At 70.9% G+C, this 24957-nt stretch carries 20 protein-coding genes and 1 tRNA gene; 12 read left to right on the plus strand and 9 right to left on the minus strand.

The annotated features are described in order from the left end of the window. Positions 1-65: 65 nt before the first annotated feature. Positions 66-1421: a nicotinate phosphoribosyltransferase gene (locus ACWGLC_RS07500; protein WP_452099288.1), complete on the minus strand. Its 1356-nt coding sequence runs from the start codon at positions 1419-1421 to the stop codon at positions 66-68. A gap of 53 nt (positions 1422-1474) precedes the next feature. Here ACWGLC_RS07500 and clpS point away from each other — a divergent pair, with 53 nt between their 5' ends. The 7 genes from clpS (at position 1475) to ACWGLC_RS07535 (ending at position 6346) form a co-directional block, all read left to right on the plus strand. After that, positions 1475-1819, plus strand: coding sequence for an ATP-dependent Clp protease adapter ClpS (gene clpS, locus ACWGLC_RS07505; protein WP_452099290.1), 345 nt, complete (start codon positions 1475-1477; stop codon positions 1817-1819). Between the two features lie 4 nt (positions 1820-1823). Further along, entirely contained in the window at positions 1824-2453 is a 630-nt protein-coding gene (locus ACWGLC_RS07510) for a DUF2017 domain-containing protein (RefSeq protein ID WP_452099291.1), read from the plus strand. Between the two features lie 10 nt (positions 2454-2463). After that, positions 2464-3129 carry a rhomboid family intramembrane serine protease gene (locus ACWGLC_RS07515; protein ID WP_452099292.1) on the plus strand — a complete coding sequence of 222 codons (666 nt, stop codon included), beginning with the start codon at positions 2464-2466 and terminating at the stop codon, positions 3127-3129. Between the two features lie 23 nt (positions 3130-3152). Next, positions 3153-3995, plus strand: coding sequence for a glutamate racemase (murI, locus tag ACWGLC_RS07520; protein WP_452099293.1), 843 nt, complete (start codon positions 3153-3155; stop codon positions 3993-3995). Positions 3996-4069: 74 nt separating this feature from the next. Further along, positions 4070-4846: an MBL fold metallo-hydrolase gene (locus ACWGLC_RS07525; RefSeq protein ID WP_452099294.1), complete on the plus strand. Its 777-nt coding sequence runs from the start codon at positions 4070-4072 to the stop codon at positions 4844-4846. A 60-nt stretch (positions 4847-4906) separates the two neighbouring features. Further along, positions 4907-5692: a ribonuclease PH gene (gene rph / locus ACWGLC_RS07530; RefSeq protein WP_452099295.1), complete on the plus strand. Its 786-nt coding sequence runs from the start codon at positions 4907-4909 to the stop codon at positions 5690-5692. A 3-nt stretch (positions 5693-5695) separates the two neighbouring features. Next, positions 5696-6346, plus strand: coding sequence for a non-canonical purine NTP pyrophosphatase (locus tag ACWGLC_RS07535; RefSeq protein ID WP_452099296.1), 651 nt, complete (start codon positions 5696-5698; stop codon positions 6344-6346). A gap of 201 nt (positions 6347-6547) precedes the next feature. Here ACWGLC_RS07535 and ACWGLC_RS07540 read toward each other — a convergent pair whose 3' ends face one another. The 3 genes from ACWGLC_RS07540 to ACWGLC_RS07550 all read right to left on the minus strand — a co-directional run bounded on the left by ACWGLC_RS07540 (position 6548) and on the right by ACWGLC_RS07550 (position 8769). Further along, entirely contained in the window at positions 6548-7399 is an 852-nt protein-coding gene (locus tag ACWGLC_RS07540) for an endonuclease domain-containing protein (protein WP_452099297.1), read from the minus strand. 414 nt (positions 7400-7813) lie between these two features. Continuing rightward, positions 7814-8188, minus strand: a complete 375-nt coding sequence (locus ACWGLC_RS07545; protein WP_230930331.1) for a DUF3817 domain-containing protein — start codon at positions 8186-8188, stop codon at positions 7814-7816. After that, entirely contained in the window at positions 8185-8769 is a 585-nt protein-coding gene (locus tag ACWGLC_RS07550; protein ID WP_452099298.1) for a hypothetical protein, read from the minus strand. The genes ACWGLC_RS07545 and ACWGLC_RS07550 overlap by 4 nt, the downstream gene beginning before the upstream one ends. Before the next feature lie 59 nt (positions 8770-8828). Here ACWGLC_RS07550 and ACWGLC_RS07555 point away from each other — a divergent pair. Beyond that, positions 8829-8913: transfer RNA gene (locus ACWGLC_RS07555), tRNA-Leu, on the plus strand. Between the two features lie 16 nt (positions 8914-8929). Here the strand turns inward: ACWGLC_RS07555 and ACWGLC_RS07560 are convergent. The 3 genes from ACWGLC_RS07560 to ACWGLC_RS07570 form a co-directional block, all read right to left on the minus strand. Continuing rightward, on the minus strand, positions 8930-9961 hold the full coding sequence (locus ACWGLC_RS07560; protein ID WP_452099299.1) for an esterase/lipase family protein: 1032 nt from the start codon (positions 9959-9961) through the stop codon (positions 8930-8932). 226 nt (positions 9962-10187) lie between these two features. Next, positions 10188-10325 carry a methionine/alanine import family NSS transporter small subunit gene (locus ACWGLC_RS07565; RefSeq protein ID WP_452099300.1) on the minus strand — a complete coding sequence of 46 codons (138 nt, stop codon included), beginning with the start codon at positions 10323-10325 and terminating at the stop codon, positions 10188-10190. A gap of 3 nt (positions 10326-10328) precedes the next feature. Further along, the gene (locus tag ACWGLC_RS07570) at positions 10329-11996 is read right to left on the minus strand and encodes a sodium-dependent transporter (RefSeq protein ID WP_452099301.1); all 1668 of its coding nucleotides are present in this window, start codon (positions 11994-11996) and stop codon (positions 10329-10331) included. A 137-nt stretch (positions 11997-12133) separates the two neighbouring features. Here ACWGLC_RS07570 and ACWGLC_RS07575 point away from each other — a divergent pair, with 137 nt between their 5' ends. From ACWGLC_RS07575 to ACWGLC_RS07590, 4 genes are all read left to right on the plus strand, one after another. Next, on the plus strand, positions 12134-12667 hold the full coding sequence (locus ACWGLC_RS07575) for a hypothetical protein (protein WP_452099302.1): 534 nt from the start codon (positions 12134-12136) through the stop codon (positions 12665-12667). A 316-nt stretch (positions 12668-12983) separates the two neighbouring features. Next, positions 12984-22442: a fatty acid synthase subunit beta domain-containing protein gene (locus ACWGLC_RS07580; protein ID WP_452099303.1), complete on the plus strand. Its 9459-nt coding sequence runs from the start codon at positions 12984-12986 to the stop codon at positions 22440-22442. A 56-nt stretch (positions 22443-22498) separates the two neighbouring features. Continuing rightward, positions 22499-22963 carry a holo-ACP synthase AcpS gene (gene acpS, locus ACWGLC_RS07585; protein ID WP_452099304.1) on the plus strand — a complete coding sequence of 155 codons (465 nt, stop codon included), beginning with the start codon at positions 22499-22501 and terminating at the stop codon, positions 22961-22963. Positions 22964-23246: 283 nt separating this feature from the next. Continuing rightward, a complete protein-coding gene (locus tag ACWGLC_RS07590; protein WP_452099305.1) occupies positions 23247-23477 on the plus strand; it encodes a hypothetical protein in 231 nt (76 codons plus the stop codon). A gap of 99 nt (positions 23478-23576) precedes the next feature. Here ACWGLC_RS07590 and ACWGLC_RS07595 read toward each other — a convergent pair whose 3' ends face one another. Both ACWGLC_RS07595 and ACWGLC_RS07600 read right to left on the minus strand, forming a co-directional pair. After that, positions 23577-24305: a TetR/AcrR family transcriptional regulator gene (locus ACWGLC_RS07595; RefSeq protein ID WP_452099306.1), complete on the minus strand. Its 729-nt coding sequence runs from the start codon at positions 24303-24305 to the stop codon at positions 23577-23579. An 8-nt stretch (positions 24306-24313) separates the two neighbouring features. After that, on the minus strand, positions 24314-24820 hold the full coding sequence (locus ACWGLC_RS07600; RefSeq protein WP_452099307.1) for a peroxiredoxin: 507 nt from the start codon (positions 24818-24820) through the stop codon (positions 24314-24316). Positions 24821-24957 lie beyond the last annotated feature (137 nt).

Raw genomic sequence — 24957 nt, forward strand, 5'->3', positions numbered from 1 at the left:
GCGGCCGGTGGGCGCGGACGCGGTCGTCGTCGGTCCTGCCCTCGGGGGGACGGGCGACCAGCGTTCTACGAGGGGGTGCCGTGCGGCGCGACGGTACGAACGGGGATGGCCGGATCCCCGGCACTGAGCGCGAGTCCCTCCCACGGCAGGCTCACCATCACGGCCGCGTGGTGGTCGCGGGACTGCTCGAGTGAGGGCAGATCCGGCACGGGCTCGCCGTCGCGGAGCATGGGGATCATCAGCTCGCGCTGCTCGAGACCGGGCTCGTCGGGCGCACTGCCGGACGCCGGGAAAAGCACTTCCTCGACCGCGGTACCCGAGGCCCGGTGGTACCGGACCGCGCGCTTGGCACCGGGCAGCGTCTCCTTGTGGGTGGAGCGTTTGGCCACCGGGATGCCGTCGACCTCCACCAGCTTGTAGACCATGCCCGCCGTCGAGGCGCCGGAGCCGGTCACCAGGCGCGTGCCGACGCCGTAGACGTCGACGGGCTCGGCGCGGAGCGCGGCGATCGCGTACTCGTCCAGGTCCCCGGAGACGACGATCTTCGTGCGCTGCGCCCCGAGGGCGTCCAGCTGGTCCCGCACCTGCCTGGCGAGCACGCCGAGGTCGCCGGAGTCGATCCGCACGCCCCCGAGTTCGGGGCCTGCCACCTCGACCGCGGTGGCCACGCCGGAAGTGATGTCGTAGGTGTCGACCAGCAGCGTCGTCCCCACCCCGAGGGTGGCGACCTGCGAGCGGAAGGCGGCCGCCTCGTCGGGGCCGTCGGGCCCGGTGTGGAGCAGCGTGAACGCGTGCGCCGAGGTGCCGGCGGAGGGGACACCGTGGCGCCGGGTGGCCTCGACATTGGAGGTGGAGTGGAAACCGGCGAGGTAGGAGGCGCGGGCCGCGGCCACGGCCGCCTCCTCGTGGGTGCGGCGTGAGCCCATCTCGATGATGCGGCGGCCGCGTGCGGCGGAACTCATCCGGGCGGCCGCGGCCGTGATCGCGCTGTCGTGGTTGAACACGGACAACACCAGGGTCTCGAGCACCACACACTCGGCGAAGCCGCCGCGGACACTGAGCACGGGGGAGCCGGGAAAGTAGAGCTCGCCTTCCCGGTAGCCGTCGATGTCGCCGCTGAACCGGAAGTCCCGGAGCCATCGGATGGTCCGCTCGTCGAGGGAGTCCGCGACCACCGCGACCTCCTCCTCGGTGAACCGGAAGTCGGCGAGCCGGTCGAGCAGACGGCCGGTGCCGCCGACGACGCCGTACCGGCGGCCCGCGGGCAGGCGGCGGGCGAACACCTCGAAGACGCAGGGCCGGTCGGCTGTGCCGTCGGCCAGTGCCGCGCTGATCATGGTGAGCTCGTACTTGTCCGTCAGCAGCGCGGTGGAGGGCCGCCCCGACCGGGGTTCGGAGGCGGGCGATGTCGTCGAGGTCACGCGGCCGACTCTACGTCGTGGCCGCGGGGGCGGGAATCCGTATCCTGGGATGCATGCACCCAGTGACGACACCGCTCGCGGCCGTCCGGAGCACCGTCCCGCACATGGCGATGCCTTCGGCGGTGCCCGTGGAGTCCACGGATACGGAGCTCGACGGCGGGATCGACAATCCCTGGCTCACCGTGGTCTGGGACGATCCGGTCAACCTCATGAGCTACGTGACGTTCGTCTTCCAGCGGGTGTTCGGTTACACCCGCGAGCACGCGCACGACCTGATGCTCAAGGTGCACAACGACGGCCGGGCGGTCGTGTCCTCCGGGGGTCGGGACAAGGTGGAGAACGACGTGCGGAAACTGCAAGAGGCCGGGCTGTGGGCCACCATGCAGCGGGAGGCGTGAGTCCGTGAAGGCCTGGCAGCGAAAGTCCTCCCTGGGCGGCCCCCGTATCAAGTCGGTGATGGAGAGCCACGAGGTGCAGATCCTGCACGCGCTGGTCTCCAACGTCGTGGACATGCTCGAGCAGCGCCGCGACTCGGCGCCGCGGGACGAGCTGGCCGAGCTCACGGGTATGCGCAGTGGGCATTCCGCACTGCCGGACCAGGCGCCGCTCGCGAGACTCCTGCCGGACTTCCACCGACCCGAGAAAGCGGACGGGCCGCAGGGACCGTCCGGGTCGGGGTCGGACGCCGGGGCCGTGGCGCGCGCCCACAACTCGGGCATGCGGATGATCCACGAGCCCGAGATCATCGACGCCAAGCTCGCGTCAGCGGCGGTGCTTCTGCGCTCGCTGCCGGCCCGCGGCGGAACCGTCTCGCTGACCATGGACCAGGCGCAGGCCTGGATGGGCTGTCTCAACGACGTTCGCCTGGGGTTGGGCGCGGTGCTGCTCGAGGCCGGCGACGCGGATGGCACCCCCGCGACCGATATCCCGGAGTTCGTGCCGGAGGACGATCCGCGCTCGGCGCAGCTGGACGTCTACCACTGGCTGACGTTCATGCAGGACTCCCTGTGCACCGCCCTGACCGGGGAATGAGGAGAACACCGTGTACCACGACCCCCGAGCCCCGATGACCCCCGGCGTCGGCGACCCGGCGCCCGCCAGGCAGGGCCCCCGGCGCGGGCCGGCGCTCATCCTGTTGTTCTGCTTCGTCGCCCTGATGTGGGTGGTCGAGGCGGCCGACCAGGTCCTCATCGCGGTAACCGGCAACCGGCAGGTCCTGGACGCCCACGGCGTGGAACCCCTGTCGACCGACGGCCTCCTGGGGATCCTCTTCCAGCCCCTGTTGCACGGTGACTGGGCGCACCTGATCGGCAACTCGGTAGCCCTCCTGATCCTCGGCTCGATCATCGCGATGTCCGGCGTCCGTCCGCTCATCAGCGTCACGCTCATCTCCTGGGTCGCCTCGGGCGTGGTGTCCTGGCTGCTCGGTGGCGTCGGCACCGTCCACATCGGCGCGTCCGGAATCGTGTTCGGCTACGTGGCGTACGTGATCCTCCGCGGTTTCTTCACCCGCAGGTTCCTGCACCTGGTGATCGGGGTGGTCATCGGGATCTTCTACGGCGTCGAGACCCTCGCCGGTCTGTCACCGATGCTCGAAGGCGTGTCGTGGCAGGGCCACCTCGGCGGCGCGATCGGCGGCCTGGTGTCGGCGTACGGGCTCAAGCGGGACCGCGGGTCGAAGCAGCTCCCCGCCGGGCAGCGCGGGTGACGGGCCGGAGACTGGGCGCCTCGGTGACCTCCCGGGGCCGCGGCACGCCGGGCACGCCGCCGGACCGGAATGCGCCGATCGGGGTCTTCGACTCGGGGGCGGGCGGATTGACCGTGGCGCGCGCGATCATGGACCAGCTGCCCGACGAGTCGGTGGTCTACGTCGGCGACACCGCTCACGGGCCGTACGGGCCGTTGCCGATCGCGGAGGTCCGCGCGCACGCGCTGGCGATCGCCGACCAACTCGTCGAGCGGGGCGTCAAGGCGTTGGTGATCGCCTGCAACACGGCGTCGGCGGCCATGCTGCGTGATGCCCGCGAGCGCTACCCGGTGCCCGTGGTGGAGGTCATCCAGCCGGCGGCCCGCCGCGCGGTGGCCACCACGCGGTCGGGGAAGATCGGCGTGATCGCCACGCGGGCCACGGTCGCCTCCCGGGCCTACGACGACGCTGTCGCCGCCGCGGCCGGCATCGAACTCACGTCGGTGGCGTGCCCCAAGTTCGTGGAGTTCGTGGAGCGCGGCGTCACCAGCGGCCGCCAGGTTCTCGGCCTGGCCGAGGCCTACCTCGCCCCGATCCGCGACTCGGACGTCGACACCCTGGTGCTGGGCTGCACCCATTACCCGCTGCTGTCGGGCGTGGTTCAGCTGGCGGTGGGGGACAACGTCATTCTGGTCTCGAGCGCGGAGGAGACGGCCAAGGACGTGCTCCGGGTGCTCACCGCCGAGGACCTGTTACGACCGCACGATCAGGAGCATCCGGCGACGCGGGAGTTCCTCGTCACCGGCGATCCGGATGCCTTCCGCAGAGTGGCGTCGCGCTTCATCGGTCCCGGGCTGGTGGCGGTCGGGCGGACGGCGGTGGGTTGAGCCGTGTGGGACACGCGTCGCGGGTAGGGGCGCAGTCGGCACGACACGCGGCCCGGCGTGGCACGATGGTGCCCATGTTTCTGACAGTCCTCGGGTGCTCGGGAAGTATCGGCGGACCCACCTCGCCGGCGTCCGGGTACCTCGTGGAGGTCGAGGGCGTGGCCCCCGTGGTGATCGACATGGGGCCGGGGGTGTTGGGCGCGCTGCAGCGCCACGCCGTCCCCGAGGACGCCGCGATCCTTCTGTCGCATCTCCACGCCGATCACTGCCTGGACGTGCCGAGCCTGTTGGTGCTGCGCCGGTACGGGCCGCACTCGGCCACGGCCGGCAGGGTGCCGCTGGTCGGGCCGTCGGGGACGGCCTATCGGATCGGCGTGGCATCGGCGGAGGAACCCGGTGCGGTCGACGACCTGTCGGACACGTTCGAGGTGTCGACGTGGGATGTCACGCCCGAGCTGGAGTTCAAGGACGACGACGAGGTGGTCCTGCATGTGCGGGCCGGACGGGTGGACCATCCGCCCGAGTCGTACGGCCTACGCCTGACCTCGGCCGACGGTCGCGTGCTGGTCTACAGCGGTGACACGGCTTATGGCGAGTCGGTGGTCGAGCTCGCGGCCGGCGCCGACGTCCTGCTCTGCGAGGCGTCCTGGACGCACGAGGAGGGGCACCCGCCGGGCATCCATATGTCGGGAATCGAGGCGGGACGGGTCGCGGCGCGCGCCGGGGTCGGTCGGCTCGTGCTGACCCACATCCCGCCGTGGACGGATCCCGAAGCCGTGCGTGCCGAGGCCGCGACCGAGTACTCCGGCGAGATCCTGCTCGCCGAGCCGGACCTTCGTCTGGAGATCTGAGGACCGGCGCAGGGGCCGTCGCCACGCGGTGTCGGGCGTCCGCCGCTAGGATCGGCGCTCGTGACCTCTTCGAACATCAGCAGAGCAGACGGGCGCGCGGACGGCGATCTGCGCGACGTGACCATCACGCGGGGCTTCACCTCGCATCCGGCGGGTTCGGTTCTCGTCACCTTCGGGCAGACCCGGGTGATGTGCACGGCCAGCGTCACCGAGGGGGTGCCGAGGTGGCGCAAGGGCTCGGGACTGGGCTGGCTCACCGCCGAGTACGCGATGCTGCCCGCGGCCACGCACGAACGTTCGGGCCGTGAGTCGGTGCGCGGCAAGGTCGGCGGCCGCACCCACGAGATCAGCCGCCTGGTGGGCCGGTCGTTGCGTGCCTGCATCGACCTGTCGGCGCTGGGGGAGAACACCATCGCGCTGGACTGTGACGTGCTCCAGGCCGATGGCGGCACCCGCACCGCGGCCATCACCGGCGCGTACGTCGCCCTGGCGGATGCGGTGACCTGGCTGCAGTCCAAGGGCGCGGTCACCGGCAATCCGCTCACCGGGGCGATCGCCGCGGTCAGCGTCGGCGTGGTCGACGGTCGCGTCCTGTGCGACCTCCCGTACGAGGAGGACTCGCGGGCCGGGGTGGACATGAATGTGGTCTGTACGGACGCGGGCGCGCTCGTCGAGGTGCAGGGCACGGCCGAGGGGGCCGCGTTCGGTCGCGACACGCTGAACGAGATGCTCGACTCGGCCCAGGCCGGTTGCGAGAAGCTGTTCGAGTTGCAACGTCAGGCGCTGGCCGCGCCGTACCCGGGCGAGCTGCCCACGCCTCCCGGCGTGCCGGCGCGGCGGAAGTAGACGGTGACCGTGCGCCTGCTGGTCGCCAGCCGGAACGCCAAGAAGCTCGCCGAGCTGCGCCGGGTGCTGGACGCGGAGGGGATCGTCGGCATCGAGCCGGTGGGCCTGGACGAGGTCCCCGAGTTCGCGGAGGAACCCGAGGACGGCGCGACCTTCGGCGAGAACGCCCTCATCAAGGCGCGGTCGGGCGCGCGGGCCACGGGCCTGGCGTGTCTGGCCGACGACTCCGGTCTGGCCGTGGACGCGCTCAACGGTATGCCGGGCGTGCTCTCGGCGCGCTGGGCAGGCAGCCACGGCGACGATGCCGCGAACAACGCCCTGTTGCTGGGCCAGCTGACCGACGTGCCCGATGAGCGACGGGGAGCGGCGTTCGTCTCCGCCTGCGCGCTGGTCTGGCCGGGCGGGGTCCCCGGGTCGGGTTTCACATCCGGGCCGGACGGCGCCGAGATCGTGACGGAGGGGCGCTGGCAGGGTTCGGTCCTGCGCGCGCCGCGCGGGGAGGGCGGGTTCGGCTACGACCCGCTGTTCCAGCCCGAGGAATCGGACCGCGCCGCCGCCGAACTCACGCCGGCCGAGAAGGATGCGGCCTCGCATCGCGGCCGCGCGCTGCGTGCCCTGGTACCGGCACTGCGAGTGCTCGCCGAACAAGCCTGACCCGGCCGTTGCCCGGGCCTCAACCCGGCGATCGCCCGTCCCCAGCCTCCACGCGGCACTCACTCACACGTCCTCAGTCCCGCCTCCGCCAGCCCGTCCGCCGAGTGGTCGCACCGCCTCACAAGACGCCAAGACCAGGCCCGGCGCAGACGGGATTCTCGACCACTCGCCGCGACCCCGCGGCACGCGAGGCGCGTCCGCCTAACTGAAGGCGCGGAGCAGTTGCCCGGCGAGTTCCTGGCGGGTGAAGTAGAACTGCCGCTTGGTTACCTGGATGAATCGCCACCCCAGCGCTTCGAGACGATTCCGGCGCTCGACGTCCCTGGCATGTTGTCGAGGCTCGTAGTGGTGGTCGCCGTCGTATTCCACCGCGATCATGCGTTCCGGGTCCGCGAAGTCCAGGCGATACGGAGTCCCCCGAATTTTGAACTGCGAGATGAGGTGGGTGATTCCCAGATCCACGAGGAACAATCTCAGTCGCGTCTCCATGGCGGACTGCGACTTCGGGTCGACCAACGTGCACCGGTCGAGTGCGATGCGCCGCCCCCTGAGTCCCGGGTACTGGTCGAGGAGCGAGGGCATCGCGAGCCGGGCATCGATTCCCGGACCCATGCGCCAGGCACCGTCGAGCGCGACTACTGCCTCGTCGCGGTCAAGGTTCCGGGCTAGATCGAACAGCGCCCATTCGGGAGAGGCGACCAGCAGAGGATTGCGATCTGCATCGAGAACGGTCTCGACCCGGTCGATCGGCACGTCGTAGCGGCGAGCGGTGATCCCCGGTCGTCGCACGCGCCGGAGACCGACGGCCAACTCGACGGGGTACTCGCGTGGTAGCCACGGGTGGCCGTGGATCGCGACCGCCAGCCACCCGGCCGCCACCGCGCAGGGGACCGCGACAGTCGCCGCGGCGAGGCGGGAGACGGGGGTCTGGCGCGTTTCTCGTGGCTCCCATACTCCGTGATGGGTACGTCGGTAGCGGTCGGTGGCGCGATGGGCGCCGAATTCGGAGAGCAGATGGCCGTAGCGTCGCGGCCCGCCGGGAGATGTGGTCACGCGTCGACCATCGCGCATCGTCCGATGAGGTCAGCAGATCTGTCCTGGCGAAACTTCTCGGTCTGTGGACACCGAGAGGCCCTGTGGAATGCGGGCGGCGACGCCGTCGGCTACCCGGCCGGCCCGGGCATACGTCGACGACACGGTTCCGCCGAGTGGTCCCACCGCCTCACAAATCCCCAAGACGCGGCCCCGCGTCACCGTGATTACCGACCACTCGGCGGGATTTGCGACCACTCGACGGGGAGGCGGCAGCAGAACCGAGGAGACGACCACTGGTCGGGGAGGCGGCTGCAGAGCCGGCGAGGCGACTACTCGACGGGATTTGCGACCACTCGGCGGGAAGATCACAGCAGAGCCGGGGGAGGCGCGCGCGGGTGGCGCTACTCGGCGTGAGCGCTCGGGGCGAGAGCTTCAGACGGCGAACTCCTCGCGGACGTCCTTGGTGCGCTTGTGCTCGAACCAGAACGACAAGAACGGGATCGTGCCCGCCAGCGCCGTGGCCAGGGTCCGCGAGGCCTTCCACCGGGCCTTGATCGCCAGGTCGAGGGTCATGAACAGGTACAGGATGTAGAACACGCCGTGCGCCTGGCCGATGTAGGTGAACCAGTCCGGGGCGTCGCTCGAGCTCGCCAGGATCAGGTACTTGTAGATCATCTCGGCCGTGAGCACGAGCAGCCACACACCGGTGATCCAGGCCAGGATGCGGTAGCGCTTGAGCGCGCCGGAGATCTTGCCGTTCGGGTCCGGCTTGCGATCGTCGGTGGTCGCGGCAGTGGTGGCGGTCATGAAGCGGGCTTCTCCTGTGAACGATCGACGACGCCGTCCTGACGGGCCAGCTCGGCGAGATACGAGTTGTACGCGGCCAGGCCCTCGTCTCGGGGCCCGCTGTCCACCACGGGTCGGCGCGTGGGCAGCAGGTCGGACGGGATCTCCGTCATGACCGGGCCCCGACGGCCACCGCGCCCGCCCGATCCGGCACGAGAACCGGCTGCGGGTGGGTGGGAGCCTGCGGCGGGGTTGTCGTCGTCGTCCTCGTCGAGAGGGAACGAACCGACGGCGCCGGCGCCCGCGACGTCGTACCCGCCAGCGGCCCGGTCCTGCTCGTCGGCCTCGAGGCGCACGTACTTGTAATAGGCGTAGACCAGGAACCCGGCCAGAAACGGCCACATAAACGTGTAGCCGAGGTTCTGGACGGTCCCGGTGGCCTCCTGGTAACGGGCCAGCTGCCAGAACCCCATCCCCAGGCAGAAGATCGCACCCAGGACGACGAACGCGATCCACGACGGGCGGTGCCGGATTTTCGGCGGGGCCGAATCTCCGGAAGCGGAATCGCCTCCGGCCGCGCGGGGAGTCGGGTTGACGGACACGACTCCACGGTACCGCCGACCGCAGGCTAAACTCACCTCGCGGTACCCCCGGGTATCACGCGCCCGTGGCGGAATTGGCAGACGCGCTGGATTTAGGTTCCAGTATCTACGGATGTGGGAGTTCAAGTCTCCCCGGGCGCACCACACTGCGCCCCCGGGTCTAGGTCACCCAGGGCGCGAACGGCGCGACCGGGAAGCACTCGACCGGCGCCGTCTCACCGGGTTCCAGAGCGTTGAGGGCGTACCGCAGCGCGCGCTCGCTGTAGAGGGTCGAGACGTGCTCCGAGTGGTCGGCCTCGCATTCGTCCTGGAGGAGGATGTTGGTGACGCCCGGCCCGGCGTAGTACTGCCGGACGAACGGGGTCACGACCTCGTCGTATTCACTGATCACGGAGTACATCTCGACGCCCGGCACCCCGGCGGCCCCCTCCGGGTAGACCTGCCGTGCGATCTCCGAGTCGTACACCTGCTGGGTCAGACCGGGCGTGGTGTCCTCGATGCTGCCGTACACGTGCGGCCCGATCACCGGGATCAGAGAGCGCAGCCACACGAGCGTGCTGAGCGTGGTGCCCGTCGACGGCGAGATGCCGACCTTGGTGTGGACCTTCTCCGCCCCGCCGAGCTGTGTCAGGTAGTAGTCGGGCAGGAGGCCGCCGCCCTGGGAATGGCCCACGAGGTCGACCTCGTGGGCGCCCGTCGCGGCCAGCACGCGGTCGACCATGTCTGCGAGTGTGTGTGCGGCCTCCGGGATGTCGCCGACCGCCTGCGCGGGGAATCGCGGATCCGGGGTGACGTTGCCGTGGTTGAACGTGAACACGCAGTACCCGGCGTTGCTCAGCAGGGGAGCACCGGCCTGCCACGCCAGGGCCTGGGTGGTGAAGGTGGGGTTGACCAGGATCACGGGGCGCGGCCGCTCCGGGGTGGGGGTGCAGTCCCAGTTGTTCGCGCCTGGCGGCGGTGTGAGCGGGTCGAGCGCCGCGAGGACGCCGGCCTGGATCGAGAACGGCACCGGTAGCGGGCCCTCGGTCGGGTCGGCAGCGGCCGGAGATGCGATGGCGACGCCCATGAGGACGGCCGAGACGGTGGCGATCGCCGCCTCCATCCGACGACGACGTCGTCCGTTCGCCGGACCCGTGCCCTCCTCGGGGGTGCGCTCTGTGGTCGTGTCGTCGGGGGCGGTCGTCGAGCTCATCGTCGGCCCTCCTCACTGCGCCAGAGGTGCTACTCGTGGCACGTTCAGCGAACGGTGGTGTGAGGTGGATCATATTCTCGCGCCGGGGAGTGACGGACGAATCGCCCCGACTGCCGTCCGGCCACGGTCAGCGGACCCGGGCGAAGACGGCTCCGCGAGACGACGCGACCCCGGCACCCCTGGCGGCGGGGTGTCGGGGCCGGGTCCGCTGTGGTCGTGGGTCGCGTCAGGCGTCGCGCGAGGTCACCGCGCGGGGCTCGTCGATCACGTCCGGGTGCGTGACGAAGTGCCAGATACTGAGCGCGAGACCTCCCCAGATCACGAGCAGGAACAGCACCATCATGATGATCGCCGTGGTGTCCATGGCTCAATCCTCCTTCGGGCGGTCGGTCGGGGGCGTGACGCGGGTGGCGCCGCCGTTGGCGGTGCCCGCTGAGGTGTCGGCCGAAGCGGCGACACCCGGGTCGAGTTCGTCCTGGTAGCTGAAGTCGCTGGGGTCGTCGTCGGTCGCCGGCGGGCCGTCGAGATGACGTGCCCCGCGCCAGGGCAGCAGCGACAGGATGACCGACAGCACGAGGATCGCGGCGATCATGCCCCAACCCCAGACCCCCAGAACGGCGGCGTCGTACCCCTCGTACGGCTCGGAGATGAGGCTCCGGATCTCGCCGAAGAGCGCGTAGGCCAGGACGATCGGGGTGATGACCGCCATGCAGATGATCCAGATCGGGCCGACCTTGAACGAGGACACCGAGTTCAGGTGGTCGCGCAGCGTCGGACCCAGGCGCAGGGCGAACATCACCACGATCAGGGCGATCAGCGCGATGCCGACGATCCCGATGCTGTTGGCGAACTTGTCCATGATGTCGAGGTTCTGCAGGCCGGTCTCGGTGGGCATGAGCAGGACCGAGACGACGGCCATGGGGACGCCCACGGCGAGGACGGCGGTGGTGCGTGAGACGCCCACCTTGTCCTGGAACGACGAGATCACCACTTCGACGATCGAGATCATCGAGGTCAGTCCGGCCAGAATGAGGCAGATGAAGAAGACGACGCCCCAGATCGGGCCGCCCGGCATCTGGGAGACGAGTGCGGGGAAGGCGATGAATGCCAGCCCCGGCCCGCCGCTGACGTCGTCCCAGCCGGCCCCGGCGGCAGACGACACCAGGAAGCCGAGGGTGGCGAACACACCGATGCCGGCCAGGACCTCGAACGCCGAGTTGGAGAAGCCCACCACGAGGCCGGAGCTGGTGAGGTTGGACTTGCGCTTGACGTACGAGGAGTAGGTGATCATGATGCCGAACCCGACCGAGAGCGAGAAGAAGATCTGGCCGTACGCGGCGATCCACACCCCCGGGTCGGACAGCACTCCCCAGTTGGGCGTGAAGAAGGTGTTGAGGCCGTCCAGGGCGCCCTCGAGGAACAGCGAGCGGATCACCAGGGCGACGAACAGGACCACCAGAAGCGGGATGAAGAACAACGCGGTCCGGCCGATGCCCTTCTGGACGCCGGCGATGAGGATTCCCAGTGTGACGACCCAGACCACGACCAGCACGATCGTGATCAGCGGGACGAAGTCCAGGCCGAATCCGGATCCCGCCTGCAGGAACTCCTCGGCGAAGAACGAGGATGTCTCTTCGTAGGTTTCACCCCAGCGCATGTCGACGGAGAACCAGGCGTAGCAGGCCGCCCACGCGAGGATCACGCCGTAGTAGATGGCGATCACGAGAGCGACGAGGACCTGGATCCAGCCGACTGGCTCGGCGAACCTGTTCATTCGACGGAAACTCAACGGCGCGGAGCCGCGGAAGCGGTGTCCGATCGCGTAGTCGAAGAACAGTAGCGGGATGCCCGCGGACAGCAGGGCGACCAGATACGGGATGAGAAAGGCGCCGCCCCCGTTGTCGTACGCGACAAAGGGAAATCGCCAGATGTTGCCCAGGCCGACGGCCGAGCCGATCGCGGCGAACACGAACACGGAGCGCCCGGAGAACGCCTCCCGTTTTCTCGTACCGCCTGTGGTGGCGGGTGTGGACATGAGTTCCTCCTCGGCGGGGGTGGCGGCATTTCGGTGCCGTAGATCCCCTACTTCTAGTCCGGTAGTTGCTGATTGGTGACCATTTCGACGCAAGTCGGGTATCGAGGCCACGTGACTGGTGGGATTAGAGTAGGCCCATGAGGCCTCCTCGTGGTGGACAGACGGCAAGACGCGCGGTTCTCGCCGCGGCGTTCGTCGTGACCACGGCCGGCGCTGCGGCTGTCGCCGCACCGGGCCCGGCTCTTCCCGGAGTGCCGATCGAGGTCTCCGCGCAGTCGGGGATCGACGTTGTCCCGCCGCCGGCGGAAGTGGTCCGGGAGACCGGTTCGTGGTTCGCGCACGGCTCGACTCTCGAGCTTCTGCCTGACGGCTCGGGCATGTTCGCGAGGTGGGTCGGCGCGTTCGACGGTGACCGGATCTCCCTGCGTCTCATCCCGGCGCCGGGAGAGGCGACCGTCGCGGAGATCGTCGGGATCGAGACCGTCGGGGAGGGCGCGCTCGCGCCCGGTGTCCGTCCGGGGATCGGCGGGCTCGTCACGATCTCGTTCGGAGAGGGCGTCCGAACCGCGCACGTCGAATGGTCGTCCGGCCCCGAGCGTCATTCGGCCGATCTCTGCCCCGCGGAGGGGCTCGACGCGGCGACGATGGAAGCACTGCGCTGCGGCGCCTGACGTCGATTCAATGTGACGCGTCGCCCTTGGCAACACGCCGTGAGGGTGGGGTGCACGCCTGAGAGAGACGTAACGATTCGGTAACGGCGTCGAGCGGAAACCTGAGGGAGACCTCACCTGTGGATATGAGGCTAGCGTCACGTCCCACTGTGGTGAGCGTCACCGCTCCGAGGGGGGTTCGGACCCGTCAAATGGTCGGGTGGAGGCTGTCAATCTGAGGGGCGCCTCAACTTTCTGTGGCAATCTGTGCGCTGCGCCGTTCCGGGACACCGTGACACGGCGCTGCCACTGACGAGAGTGCCAAGGAGTTCCCCACGTGACGATCGATGACCGCGACCTCACCCCCCGACCGATCGAGACCGGACTCGCGGCCCGCCGTGCCTCCCGCGCTCTTGCGGACGAGCTGCGTGACGGCACGGCCTATGCTCTCGCCTTCGGCGGGCAGGGGATCGCGTGGCGTGACGCACTCAGCGACCTCATCGACGGCACCGGCATCGGCCCGGACCTGCAGGAGCTCGTCGACGCCTCCGTCGCGCTGACCGAACCCGTCCACGACGAGATCGCCGTCGTGCGCACCCACGGCTTCCGGCCCATCGAGTGGGCCAACACCACCACCGGCGAGGACGAGGACCACGGCAGCCTGCCCGACGACGCCTCTCTCTCCTCCGCGGCGGTCTCGCTGCCGGCGGTCCTGCTCACCCAGATCGGTGCCCTGCGCGCGCTCGCCGCCGAGGGCTTCGACACCAACGACACCCCGCCCGCGGCCGCGGTGGGTCACTCGCAGGGCATCCTCGCGGTCGAGTCGGTGGAGACCTTCGGGTCCGTCGACGACCGGCTGTTGGCCGTCGCCGAACTCATCGGTGCCGCCGCGACCCTGGTGGGTCGCCGCGTCGGCCTGTTCCGCAAGGGCGAAGCCAGCCCGATGACGGGCGTGTCCGGCATCGACGGCGACAAGCTGCGCACTCTCGTCGACGAGCTGTTCTCCGAGGTCGACGCCTCGATCCGTCCCCGCGTCTCCATCCGTAACGCCCAGCGCCGCCACGTCGTGGTCGGCCGCCCGGACGACCTCGAGGACCTGCGCCGTCACTGCGCCGACCTCGAGGCCGGGTCCCGTCGTCGTCGCGAGGCCAAGCTCACCGGCGGCGAGGTGTTCGCCCCGGTCTTCGATCCGCTCGACGTCGAGGTGGGATTCCACCACCCCGCGATGGCCCCGGCCGTCGACGTCGTCTCCCGCTGGGCCGCCCGCTGCGGCCTGGACGTGGACCGCGCCACCGAGCTGGCACGTCAGATCTTCACCGAGCCCGTCGACTGGGTCGAGGATCTGGCCGAGACGCTGCACGCCGGCGCCGAATGGATCCTCGACATGGGCCCCGGCGAGGCGCTGACCCGCCTCAACCGCTCGATCGTCCGCGGCCAGGGCGTCGGCGTGGTCGCCGCCGCCACCCGAGGTGGTCTGCGAAACCTGTTCACCCCGGGCGCCGCCCCGGAGATCGAGCGCCCCTGGACCGCGTTCCAGCCGCAGCTGATCACGCTTCCCGACGGCAGCATCCACGTCGAGACCTCGTTCACGCGCCTCACCGGCTGCTCGCCGATCCTGCTGGCCGGCATGACTCCGACCACCGTCGACCCGGAGATCGTCGCGGCCGCCGCCAACGCCGGCCATTGGGCCGAGCTCGCCGGCGGCGGACAGGTCTCCGAGTCGATCTTCGCCGCGAACACCCAGCGCATGGCGGAGCTGCTCGAGCCCGGCCGCAGCGCCCAGTTCAACTCGCTGTTCCTCGACCCGTACCTGTGGAAGATGCAGGTCGGCGGAAAGCGCCTCGTCCAGAAGGCCCGCGCGGCGGGCATCCCCTTCGACGGCGTGATCGTCACCGCCGGCATCCCCGAGCTCGACGAGTCGGTCGCCCTCATCGAGGAGTTGACCGAGGCCGGACTGCGGCATGTCAGCTTCAAGCCGGGCACGATCGCCCAGATCCGCCAGGTCGTGCGGATCGCCGCCGAGGTCCCGCATATGCCGGTGATCGTGCAGGTCGAGGGCGGCCGCGCCGGCGGCCACCACTCGTGGGAGGACCTCGACGACCTCCTGCTGGACTCCTACGCGATGCTGCGTGAGCGCCCCAACGTCGTCCTGTGCGTGGGCGGCGGCATCGGCACCCCCGAGCGGGCCGCCGACTACCTCACCGGCTCGTGGGCCAACGCCCACGGCTACCCGGCCATGCCGGTCGACGGCATCCTCGTCGGGACCGCCGCCATGGCGACCCTCGAGGCCTCCACCAGCCCCCAGGTCAAGCAGCTCCTGGTGGACACCGTCGGCGTGGACGCCTGGGTCGGAGCCGGTCAGGCCGAGGGCGGCATGGCCTCCGGCCGCAGCCAGCTCGGCGCGGACATCCACGAGATCGACAACACCGCGGCCCGCACCGGCCGCCTGCTCGATGAGGTCGCCGGCGACGCCGAGGCCGTGGCGGCGCGTCGCGCCGAGATCATCGCCGCGGTCGATGGCACCGCCAAGCCGTACTTCGGCGACCTCGACTCCATGACCTACGAGCAGTGGCTGCGCCGCTTCGTCGAGCTCTCGCTCGCCCCCGGTGCCTCCGCCGATGGCTGTGTCTCGCGCGACGGCAACGGGTTCGACCTGGGCGGCGATTTCGCCGGAGACGTGGCCGACGGCACCCGCTCGGTGTGGCTCGACCCCACCATCCGCGACCGCTTCCACCGCATGGTGCAGCGCACCGAGGCCCGGCTCGACGAGGTCGACAGCGGCGCGATCGTCTCCGCCTTCCCGCGCGTGGAGTCCATGGAGCGTCCCGCCGACGTGATCGACGCACTCGCGGCCCGCTACACCGAACTCGGTGACGCGGTGCTGCACCCGGCCGACGCCGCCGAGTTCCTCGACATCTGTCGCATGCCCGGCAAGCCCGTCCCGTTCGTCCCCGTGATCGACGCCGACGTGCGCCGCTGGTGGCGCTCGGACTCGCTGTGGCAGGCCCACGACGCCCGCTACGACGCCGACGCCGTGTGCGTCATCCCCGGCACCACCTCGGTCGCGGGCATCACCCGCGTCGACGAGCCGGTGGGCGACCTGCTCGACCGCTTCGAGGCCGTCACCGCTGAGCGCGTCCGCGGTTACCTGCCTACCGCCGAGGCCGTCTCCAGCCGTCGCCGCGGCACGGTCACCGCCGCCAGCGGACCCGTCGCCGACGTGCTCAACAGCCCGGACGTGACCTGGGCCGGACGCCTCGTCGTCAACCCCGTCCACCGCCTGGGCGTGCTGCACGCATGGGAGATCGACGCCGAGGGCGTCGGCCGCCACCCCGTCTCCGGTGCCGCGCTCACCCCGGCCGCCGACGGCCGCACCGTGGACCTCACGCTGCCCATCGGCGCAGCCGAGATGACCATCGAGATCACCGTCGACGCCTCCGTCGCCACCGGCGCCGCTCCGGTCGTCACCGACGAGGCCGCCGAGGCCGCCATGCGCACCCTGCTCGCCACCGCCGCCGGCGTCGGCCGCGGGGGAGCGGGTGGCGTCGAGATCGCCGAGCTGCCCGAGGTGAAGGACGGCGTCGCCACGGCCCGCTTCCTCTTCGAGCCGACCCTGGCCTCCGACCACACCGGAGTCACCGCCGGCAGCCTGCCCACGACGCTGGTGGCGTCCGCCGGCGTCCCAGACGCACTCGTCGGCGCCGCCTGGCCCACCGTGTTCGCCGTGCTCGGCGAGACCCGTCGCCCGAGCGGTCAGGGCACCGTCGTCGAGGGACTGCTCGACCTCGTGCACCTCGACCACGGTGTCCGCATGCACGCCCCGCTTCCGCAGACCGGGGCCGAGCTCGTCGTCGTCGCCCGCTCCGGCGGGGTTCGTGACACCGACCTGGGCCGCGTCGTCGAGGTGACCGTCGAGGTCGCCACCGAGTCCCCCGACGGGACCCGCGTCCCGCTGTGCACCCTGTCCGAGCGGTTCGCCATCCGCGGCCGCACCGGCCGCGCCGAGGTGGGCGACCCCCGCCCGGCCGGTGGTGCTCTGGTCAGCACGTCCGGGGGAGTCGTGGAGCCGGCGGAGACCAGCCGCCAGCTGCGCGTGTCGACCTCCCTCACCGCCCCGCACGACATGACCGCGTTCGCGCTGGTCTCGGGCGACCACAACCCGATCCACGTCTCCGACACCGCGGCCGAGCTGGCCGGGCTGGGCGGGGTGATCGTCCACGGCATGTGGCTGTCCGCCGCCGCGCAGCACGCGGTGCAGTCCTCCGACGGCCGTGATCCCGCCCTGCGCATCGCCGGCTGGACCGCCCGCATGCTCGCCCCGGTCCGCCCGGGTGACCGCATCCGCGTGCGCGCCGTGCAGACCGGGCGCCATGCCGGCGGCCAGGTCCTCGAGGTCACCTGCACCGTCGACGGCGCGACCGTCATGGCCGCGACCGCGCTGACCGAGGCGCCGCGCACCGTGTACGCCTTCCCCGGCCAGGGCATCCAGGCCAAGGGCATGGGCATGGAGGGCCGCAACCGCTGCCCGCGTGCCCGCGAGATCTGGGACCGCGCCGACAAGCACACCCGTGCCGCGCTCGGCTTCTCGATCCTGGCGATCGTGCGCGAGAACCCGACCGAGGTCACCGTCCGCGGCGAGGTGCACCGTCATCCGGACGGCGTCCTCTACCTGACGCAGTTCACCCAGGTCGCCATGGCGTGCCTCGCGGTGGCACAGCGTGCCGAGCTCGAGGCCGACGGGCTGTTCATCGACGATGCCTACTTCGCCGGCCACTCGATCGGCGAGTACGACGCCCTGGCCGCCATCTCCGGTGTGCTCGAGCTCGAGCCGCTGCTGGAGATCGTGTTCCAGCGTGGCTCGACCATGCATCAGCTGGTCCCGCGCGACGAGCAGGGCCGTTCGGACTACCGCATGGCCGCGATCCGTCCGTCCCAGATGGGGATCTCCGACGACGAGATCCAGCAGTGGGTCGCTGACGTCGCCGCGCAGGCCGGTGAGTTCATCGAGATCGTCAACTACAACCTCGCGGGCTCGCAGTACGCCTTGGCCGGCACCGTCGCGGGCTGCGAGGCGCTGGAGAACGCCGTCAACCGCGAGCTGGAGACCTCAGGCGGCAAGAACGCCTTCATCCTGGTCCCCGGCATCGACGTGCCGTTCCACTCCACCGTCCTGCGCGGCGGCGTCCCGGACTTCCGGGCCACCCTCGACGCGCTGATCCCGCACGACATCGACATCTCGGTGCTCGTGGGCCGCTACATCCCGAACCTGGTCCCGCGCCTGTTCAGCCTCGACCGCTCCTTCGTCCAGGAGATCGCCGACCTCGTGCCGGCAGAATCCCTGTCCGAGGTGCTCGCGAACTGGGATGCCTGGTCGGCCACCCCGACCCGCCTCGGCCGCCTGCTGCTGGTCGAGTTGCTGGCCTGGCAGTTCGCAAGCCCGGTCCGCTGGATCGAGACCCAGGAGCTGCTCTTCACCCCCGTGGAGCGTGGCGGGCTCGGCATCGAGCAGTTCGTCGAGGTGGGCGTGTCCAATGCCCCGACCGTGGCGAACCTGGCCTCCAAGACCCTCGATCTCCCCACCCACCGCGGCCCCCGCGCCCGGGTGCTCAACGTCGAGCGCGACTCGGCGACGCTGTACGGCACCCTGCCGCCCAGCGTGGAGGACAGCGACGACGACTTCGACACGGTGAGCGCCGCCGACGCGTCCGCCGCCACTGAGTCGTCCATCCCGGCCGCCGACCAGGCGGCCCCCACAGACCCCGCACCGGCCGTCAACACCCCCGGCACGGCCGGTGCGGACCGATCCGCCGCACCCGGTGACAGCAGCGCGGCCCCGGCCGCAGCCGCCCCCGGTGCGCCCCGCCCGGACGACCTCGAATTCGGCGCCCCCGCGGCCACCCGCATGCTGGTGGCGCTGCGTACGAAGGTCCGTCCCGAGCAGATCGCCCCCGGCGACTCCATCGAGACCCTGTGCGACGGCGTCTCCTCGCGCCGCAACCAGCTGCTGCTGGATCTGGGCACCGAGCTGAGTCTGGGCGCCATCGACGGCGCCGCCGAGGCCGATTTCCCGACGCTGTCCGACCAGGTCTCGCGCCTGGCCCGCGGCTACGCCCCCTTCGGCCCCGTCCTGTCGGACGCGGTCGGCGAGGGACTCCGTGCCGTGCTCGGTCGCACCGGCAAGCGCCCGGCGTACATCGCCGAGCGAGTGACCGGCCCGTGGGAGCTCGGCGCCGGCTGGGCGCAGCACGTCACCGCCCAGATCGCCCTGGGCACCCGTGACGGTGCCTCGATCCGTGGCGGCGACCTCGCCAGCCTCGACGCCTCCGGCGTCAAGGACGTGGCAGGGCTGGACGCCCTCATCGACGCGGCTGTCCAGGCCGTCGGTGCCGCGAACGGCATCGCCGTGGCCATGCCGGCGTCCGCCTCCGGTGGCGGTGGCGTCGTGGACTCCGCGGCGCTGACCGAGTTCGCCGACGAGATCACCGGCGCCGACGGCGTCTTGGCGCAGGCCGCCCGCGGCCTGCTCACCAGGCTCGGGCACCTCGAGCCCGAGGCCGTCGACCTGCTCGCCGAGGCCGACCCGGACTCCGAACTGGCCGACCTGGTCGCCGCCGAACTCGGCACCGACTGGCGCCGCGTGGTCGCCCCGGTCTTCGACTCGGGCCGCGCGCTGCTGCTCGACGACCGCTGGGCCTCGGCCCGCGAGGACCTGGCCCGCCTCTGGACCCGCACCGACGTACCGGCCGATGCCGCGGAGGCCTTCCTCGGCGCCGGCGAGATCGTCGCCGAGCAGGCCCGCTGGTGGGCGGCCCGGGCGGTCGACGCCCGACGCGACGCCCTCGCGTCCGCCTACCGGGAGATCTCCGAGACCGCGGTCGAGGAATTCGTCGGGGAGTACGCCGGCGACGTCGCCGTCGTCACCGGCGCCGGCAAGGGTTCCATCGCCGCGGCGGTCACCGGACGCCTCCTCGCGGGCGGGGCCACCGTGGTGGCCACCACCTCCAACCTGGACCAGACCAAGCTGGCCTTCTTCAAGGACCTCTACCGCACCCACGCCCGCGGCGCGGCAGCACTGTGGGTCCTGCCCGCCAACCTCACGTCCTACTCGGACGTGGATGCGCTGGTCGAGTGGGTCGGCTCCGAGCACTCCGAGTCGGCCGGTGGCCAGACCACCGTGCTCAAGGCGCCGCTCACCCCGACCATGCTGTTCCCGTTCGCGGCACCTCGCGTCCAGGGCTCGATGGCCGATGCGGGCCCGCGCGCCGAGACCGAGATGCGTGTCCTGCTGTGGGGCGTGGAGAAGCTCGTCGCCGGCCTCGGCGCGATCGGCGCCGACACGGACGTCGACTCCCGCCTGCACGTGGTCCTGCCAGGATCGCCCAACCGCGGCATCTTCGGCGGTGACGGTGCCTACGGCGAGGCCAAGGCAGCGCTGGATGCCATGATCGCCAAGTGGTCCTCCGAGAAGTCCTGGTCCGAGCGCGTGACCTTCGTCCACGCGATCATCGGCTGGGTCCGCGGCACCGGCCTCATGGGCCACAACGACCCGCTCGTCGAGGCCGTCGAGGCCGCCGGCGTGTCCACCTGGTCCACCACCGGGATCGCCGGTGAGCTGCTGCGCTGGTGCACCCCCGAGTTCCGCGAGGCCGCCGACAACGCCCCCGTCACCGTCGACCTCACCGGCGGACTCGGCACCGCAGACCTCGACATGTCCGCGCTCGCCGCGGACCGGCCGGGGACGTCGACCGAGGCCGTGGCCGACGAGGCCACGGGCACGATCGCCGCGCTGCCGTCGCTGCCCACGGTGGCCGCCGACGAGCGCCCCGAGTGGGGCGAGGTCACCCAGCAACTCGAGGACATGGTCGTGATCGTGGGCGCCGGCGAGGTCGGCCCCTACGGCAGCGCCCGCACCCGCTTCGAGGTGGAGACCACCGGCGAGCTCACCGCCGCGGGCATCGTCGAGCTGGCCTGGTCGACCGGGCTCATCACCTGGGAGGACTCGCCGCGCGCCGGCTGGACCGTCACCGAGTCCGGTGACCCGATCGCCGAGGCCGAGATCGCCGAGCGCTTCGGAGACGAGGTACTGGGCCGTGTCGGCGTGCGCCGCTACGCCGACGACGCCCGCGCCGAGATGTTCGACAATGCGGCCCCGCAGCTGACCTCGGTGTTCCTCCCGGAGGACCTGTCCTTCGTGGTGGACGACGAGGCCCAGGCCCGTGCCTACCAGGAGGACGACCCGGAGAACACGGTCGTCACCCGTGGTGAGGGCGGCGAATGGACGGTCACCCGCAAGGCCGGGACCGAGATCCGCGTGCCACGCCGGACCATGCTGACCCGCGTTGTCGGCGGCCAGATCCCGACCGGCTTCGACCCCACGACCTGGGGCATCCCGGCCGACATGGTCTCCGGCATCGACCGGGTGGCGGCCTGGAACCTGGTGGCCACCGTGGACGCCTTCATCTCGTCGGGCTTCACCCCGGCCGAGCTGCTGGCGCACGTCCACCCGGCCGACGTCGCCAACACGCAGGGCACCGGCATGGGCGGCATGACCAGCATGCGCTCGCTGTACATCGACGGCATCCTCGGCCGCAGCCGCGCCAACGACACGCTGCAGGAGGCGCTGCCCAATGTGGTGGCCGCGCACGTCATGCAGTCCTACGTCGGCGGCTACGGCCCGATGGTCCACCCGGTCGCGGCCTGTGCCACCACCGCGGTGTCCGTCGAGGAGGGCTTCGACAAGATCCGCGCGGGCAAGTCCGACTTCGTGGTGGCCGGCGGATTCGACGACCTGTCCATCGAGGGCATCCAGGGCTTCGCCGACATGTCCGCCACCGCCGATTCCGCGGCCATGGCGGCCAAGGGGATCGACGAGCGCCACTACAGCCGGGCCAACGACCGGCGGCGCGGCGGGTTCGTCGAGTCGGCCGGCGGCGGCACCATCCTGCTGGCCCGCGGCGACGTCGCGGCCCGCATGGGCCTGCCGGTGCTGGGCGTGGTCGCGTGGGCCGGCTCGTACGCCGACGGCGCGCACACCTCCATCCCGGCGCCCGGCCTCGGCGCCCTGGGCGCCGGCCGTGGCGGTAAGCGCTCGCCGCTGGCCCGCGGCCTGGCACAGCTGGGTCTGACCGCCGACGACCTGGCCGTGGTGAGCAAGCACGACACCTCGACCAAGGCGAATGACCCCAATGAGTCGGACCTGCACGAGCGGCTCGCGGCGTCGATCGGCCGGTCGGCCGGGAACCCGCTGTTCGTGGTCTCGCAGAAGACCCTCACCGGGCACGCCAAGGGCGGCGCCGCCGCGTTCCAGCTCATCGGGCTCACCCAGATGCTGCGGTCGGGCACCATCCCGCCCAACCGCGCGCTGGACTGCGTCGACGACGTGCTGGACAAGCACCCGCACCTGGTGTGGCTGCGCGAGACCCTGCAGCTGGGCGGCGACATGGCACTGAAGGCCGGTCTGCTCACGTCGCTGGGCTTCGGGCACGTCTCCGGCCTCATCGCGGTGACGCACCCGGAGGCCTTCCACCGGGCCGTGGCCGCCGCTTACGGCACCGAGGAGGCCGAGCGGATCCGCGTGGCCGGTATCGAGCGCGAGCGCTCCGGCGCCCGCCGCCTCGTGGACGCCCTCTACGGCGGTGACCCGCTCTACGCCCGCCCGGAGGCGCGTCGGCTCGGCGAGGGCTCGGCCGACGAGGTCAAGGAACGCGAGGCAGCGGTGCTCCTCGACCCGGCCGCCCGGATCGACGACGACGGTGTGCTGTCCGCGTCAGCGGGCGACACCGCAGCTGACGCGTGAGCGGGCCGTGTGGGCGAGAAGTTCGAGCGGTTGAACGTACTCGGGAGCGCTGAGGCGTGAGCGGGGGCGTTCGGGGCGTCGGGGTCGACACTGTCGACCTCGGCGCCTTCGCCGCGTCTCTGGCAGAGCCAGGCACGCGGTTCGCCGAGGCCTTCTCGGCCACCGAACGCCGGCAGTGCAGCGACCGGGCCGCTGCCCGCGGGGCCGACACGGGCACGGCGGGGGAGAACCCGCTGGCTCGTCATCTCGCGGGCCGGTGGGCCGTCAAAGAGGCGGTCGTCAAGGCATGGTCGGCGGCGTTGTACGGTTCGCCTCCGCCCATCGCACCGGATCTGCTGCGATGGTCGGAGATCGAGACGGTCTGTGACGCGTGGGGCCGGCCCGCCGTCCGGCTCAGCGGGGAGGTGGCCCGTCAGGTCGCCGCGACGGTGGGGGAGGACGCGCGCTGGAACGTCTCGCTCAGCCACGACGGCGATGCGGCCGTGGCGTTCGTCGTGCTCGAGGCTCCCGCCGCGCGGTAACAGTGCACGCGTGCGATCGATCGGCGATTCCGATGGCCCTGGGCCCCGGCCCCCCGGGAGTGCGACGCAAAGTGACGTGCTGATCGGTGGTGCGAGCCAATCGGAGGGGTGGATCGCCTCGTGCCCCTCGGTTTGGAGGGCGGATCGGAATCGGCACCTCGAATTGGAGGGCGTAACGAGGAGCGGGGCCGATCTAGCTGAAGGTCGTCTGACTGAAGGGCAGATCGGTTTCTGGTGCGGCCGGGCCGTGCGTAGTTCGTCCATCAGCCATCGGTCCGCCGCCATGATCCACGGACTTCCGGAACCCGAGACCCAGGTCGACATCGTCGACGGGGAGGGCCGCTTCATCGGCCGGGTCGACTTCCTGTGGCGGGAGTTCGACTTCATCGGTGAATGCGATGGGCTCGGCAAGTATCTCGACGGCGCCGATGCCGCGGAGGCGCGTTGCAGGCTCGATGTCGAGAAGGATCGTGACGCCCGTCTGATGGCTCTCGGATACCGGCTCGTCCATTGACGGTGGACTGATCTCGAGCGGCCGTGGACGTTGATCCAGCGGATTCGGGATGTGCTGACCGCGGCCGCTGCGTGAGTGTGGCGATCCGACCGGGCTTGCTCAGCCGGACTGTGCCTCTTTCTCCGCCAGCCACAGGTAGGCAGTGAGCATCCGCTTGAGCTCCCTGACCGTGGCGTCATGGAGGGTCTCGCCGTCCTCCGCGCCCGCGCTGGTGCCGTGGCCGGCGCTGACGGAGAAGTTGAGCATCGAATAGGAGGCGTGGACCAGGACCTCGGCCATGAATGCGCGGCGCTCCCGGTCGGTCGCCGGCATGAGCGGGGCCAGGACGCTGGCGATCATGCGGGCGATCTCGCGCTCGTTGACCGCAGCGGTGGCCCGGGTCGCCGGGGTGGCCTGAGTCGCCAGCCACACGGCGCGGCGGGACGGGTCACGCAGCCACATGTCGGCCAGGTGATCCAGGAAATCATTGAGCAGCTCGGGCCAGTCCAGGGCGGGGATCTTCTGCGCGAACCGCTCGATCTCCTCGATCACCCCGTGCGCATCCTGACGGTCCAGCTCGCACACCAGCACGTATTTGTTGGCGAAGAACTGGTAGAGCGTGCCGATCGGGACACCGGCGCGAGAGGCGACCTCCTCACAGGTGAACGAGTCGAAACCCACTTCGACGAGGACCTCGCGGGCAGAGGCCAGCAGCGCCTGGAACTTCCGCCTGCTCCGCTCCTGGATGGGGCGGCGGCGGGGGACCAGGATGTTGGGTTCGCTCTGGGCGGACTCGTCCTCTGAACCTATAGTCGAGCTCAGAGAGTCCTCGGTCGGCTCGAATGTCATCCGCGGTCTCAGCCCCCGGCGGACGCGGACTCGGGTAGCTCCACGCCCAGCAGCTTGGCGACCATGGCGACATGGCCCTTGGCGCGGACGTTGTACCGGGCCATCGACAGTGTGCCGTCCGCATCGACGACGAATGTCGAGCGGATCACGCCCATCACGACCTTGCCGTAGTTCTTCTTCTCACCGAACGCGCCCCATTCGGTGAGCACCGTCTTGTCCGGGTCCGACAGCAGCGGGAAGGTGATCCCGTGCTTGTCGCGGAAGCGCGCCAGCTTCTCCGGCATGTCGGGAGAGATGCCCACGACGCCGATGCCGGCGTCCTTGAGCTGTTGGAGGGCGTTCTCGAAGTCCACGGTTTCCGTGGTGCATCCGGGCGTCATCGCCGCCGGGTACACGTACACCAGTACCTTGCCGTGCTCCGCGATCAGATCGGCGAGCGCGATGGGCGTCCCGTCGGCATCCGGGAGGGTGAAAGCGGGGGCCGTCTGGCCCACCTCGAGCCGTGGTGTACTCACCGGTGCTCCTGGTGTCGAGTCTGGACTTCGGACCCCACCAACCTATCCGATGCGTCGGCGCATCGGCGCGGATCCTTCCCGGGTGCAGTAGCGTGGGCGGGGTCAGAAACCCGCGGGGTGGCCCGCGGTCGTGCGAT

The organism is Dietzia sp. NPDC055877, assembly GCF_053615975.1.

Coding starts and splice junctions, on each gene's coding strand:
- clpS (WP_452099290.1), top strand. CDS start 1,475: ATGCACCCAGTGACGACACCGCTCGCGGCCGTCCGGAGCACCGTCCCG.
- ACWGLC_RS07525 (WP_452099294.1), top strand. CDS start 4,070: ATGTTTCTGACAGTCCTCGGGTGCTCGGGAAGTATCGGCGGACCCACC.
- ACWGLC_RS07545 (WP_230930331.1), bottom strand. CDS start 8,188: ATGACCGCCACCACTGCCGCGACCACCGACGATCGCAAGCCGGACCCG.
- ACWGLC_RS07560 (WP_452099299.1), bottom strand. CDS start 9,961: ATGAGCTCGACGACCGCCCCCGACGACACGACCACAGAGCGCACCCCC.
- ACWGLC_RS07565 (WP_452099300.1), bottom strand. CDS start 10,325: ATGGACACCACGGCGATCATCATGATGGTGCTGTTCCTGCTCGTGATC.
- ACWGLC_RS07570 (WP_452099301.1), bottom strand. CDS start 11,996: ATGTCCACACCCGCCACCACAGGCGGTACGAGAAAACGGGAGGCGTTC.
- ACWGLC_RS07575 (WP_452099302.1), top strand. CDS start 12,134: ATGAGGCCTCCTCGTGGTGGACAGACGGCAAGACGCGCGGTTCTCGCC.
- ACWGLC_RS07590 (WP_452099305.1), top strand. CDS start 23,247: ATGATCCACGGACTTCCGGAACCCGAGACCCAGGTCGACATCGTCGAC.
- ACWGLC_RS07595 (WP_452099306.1), bottom strand. CDS start 24,305: ATGACATTCGAGCCGACCGAGGACTCTCTGAGCTCGACTATAGGTTCA.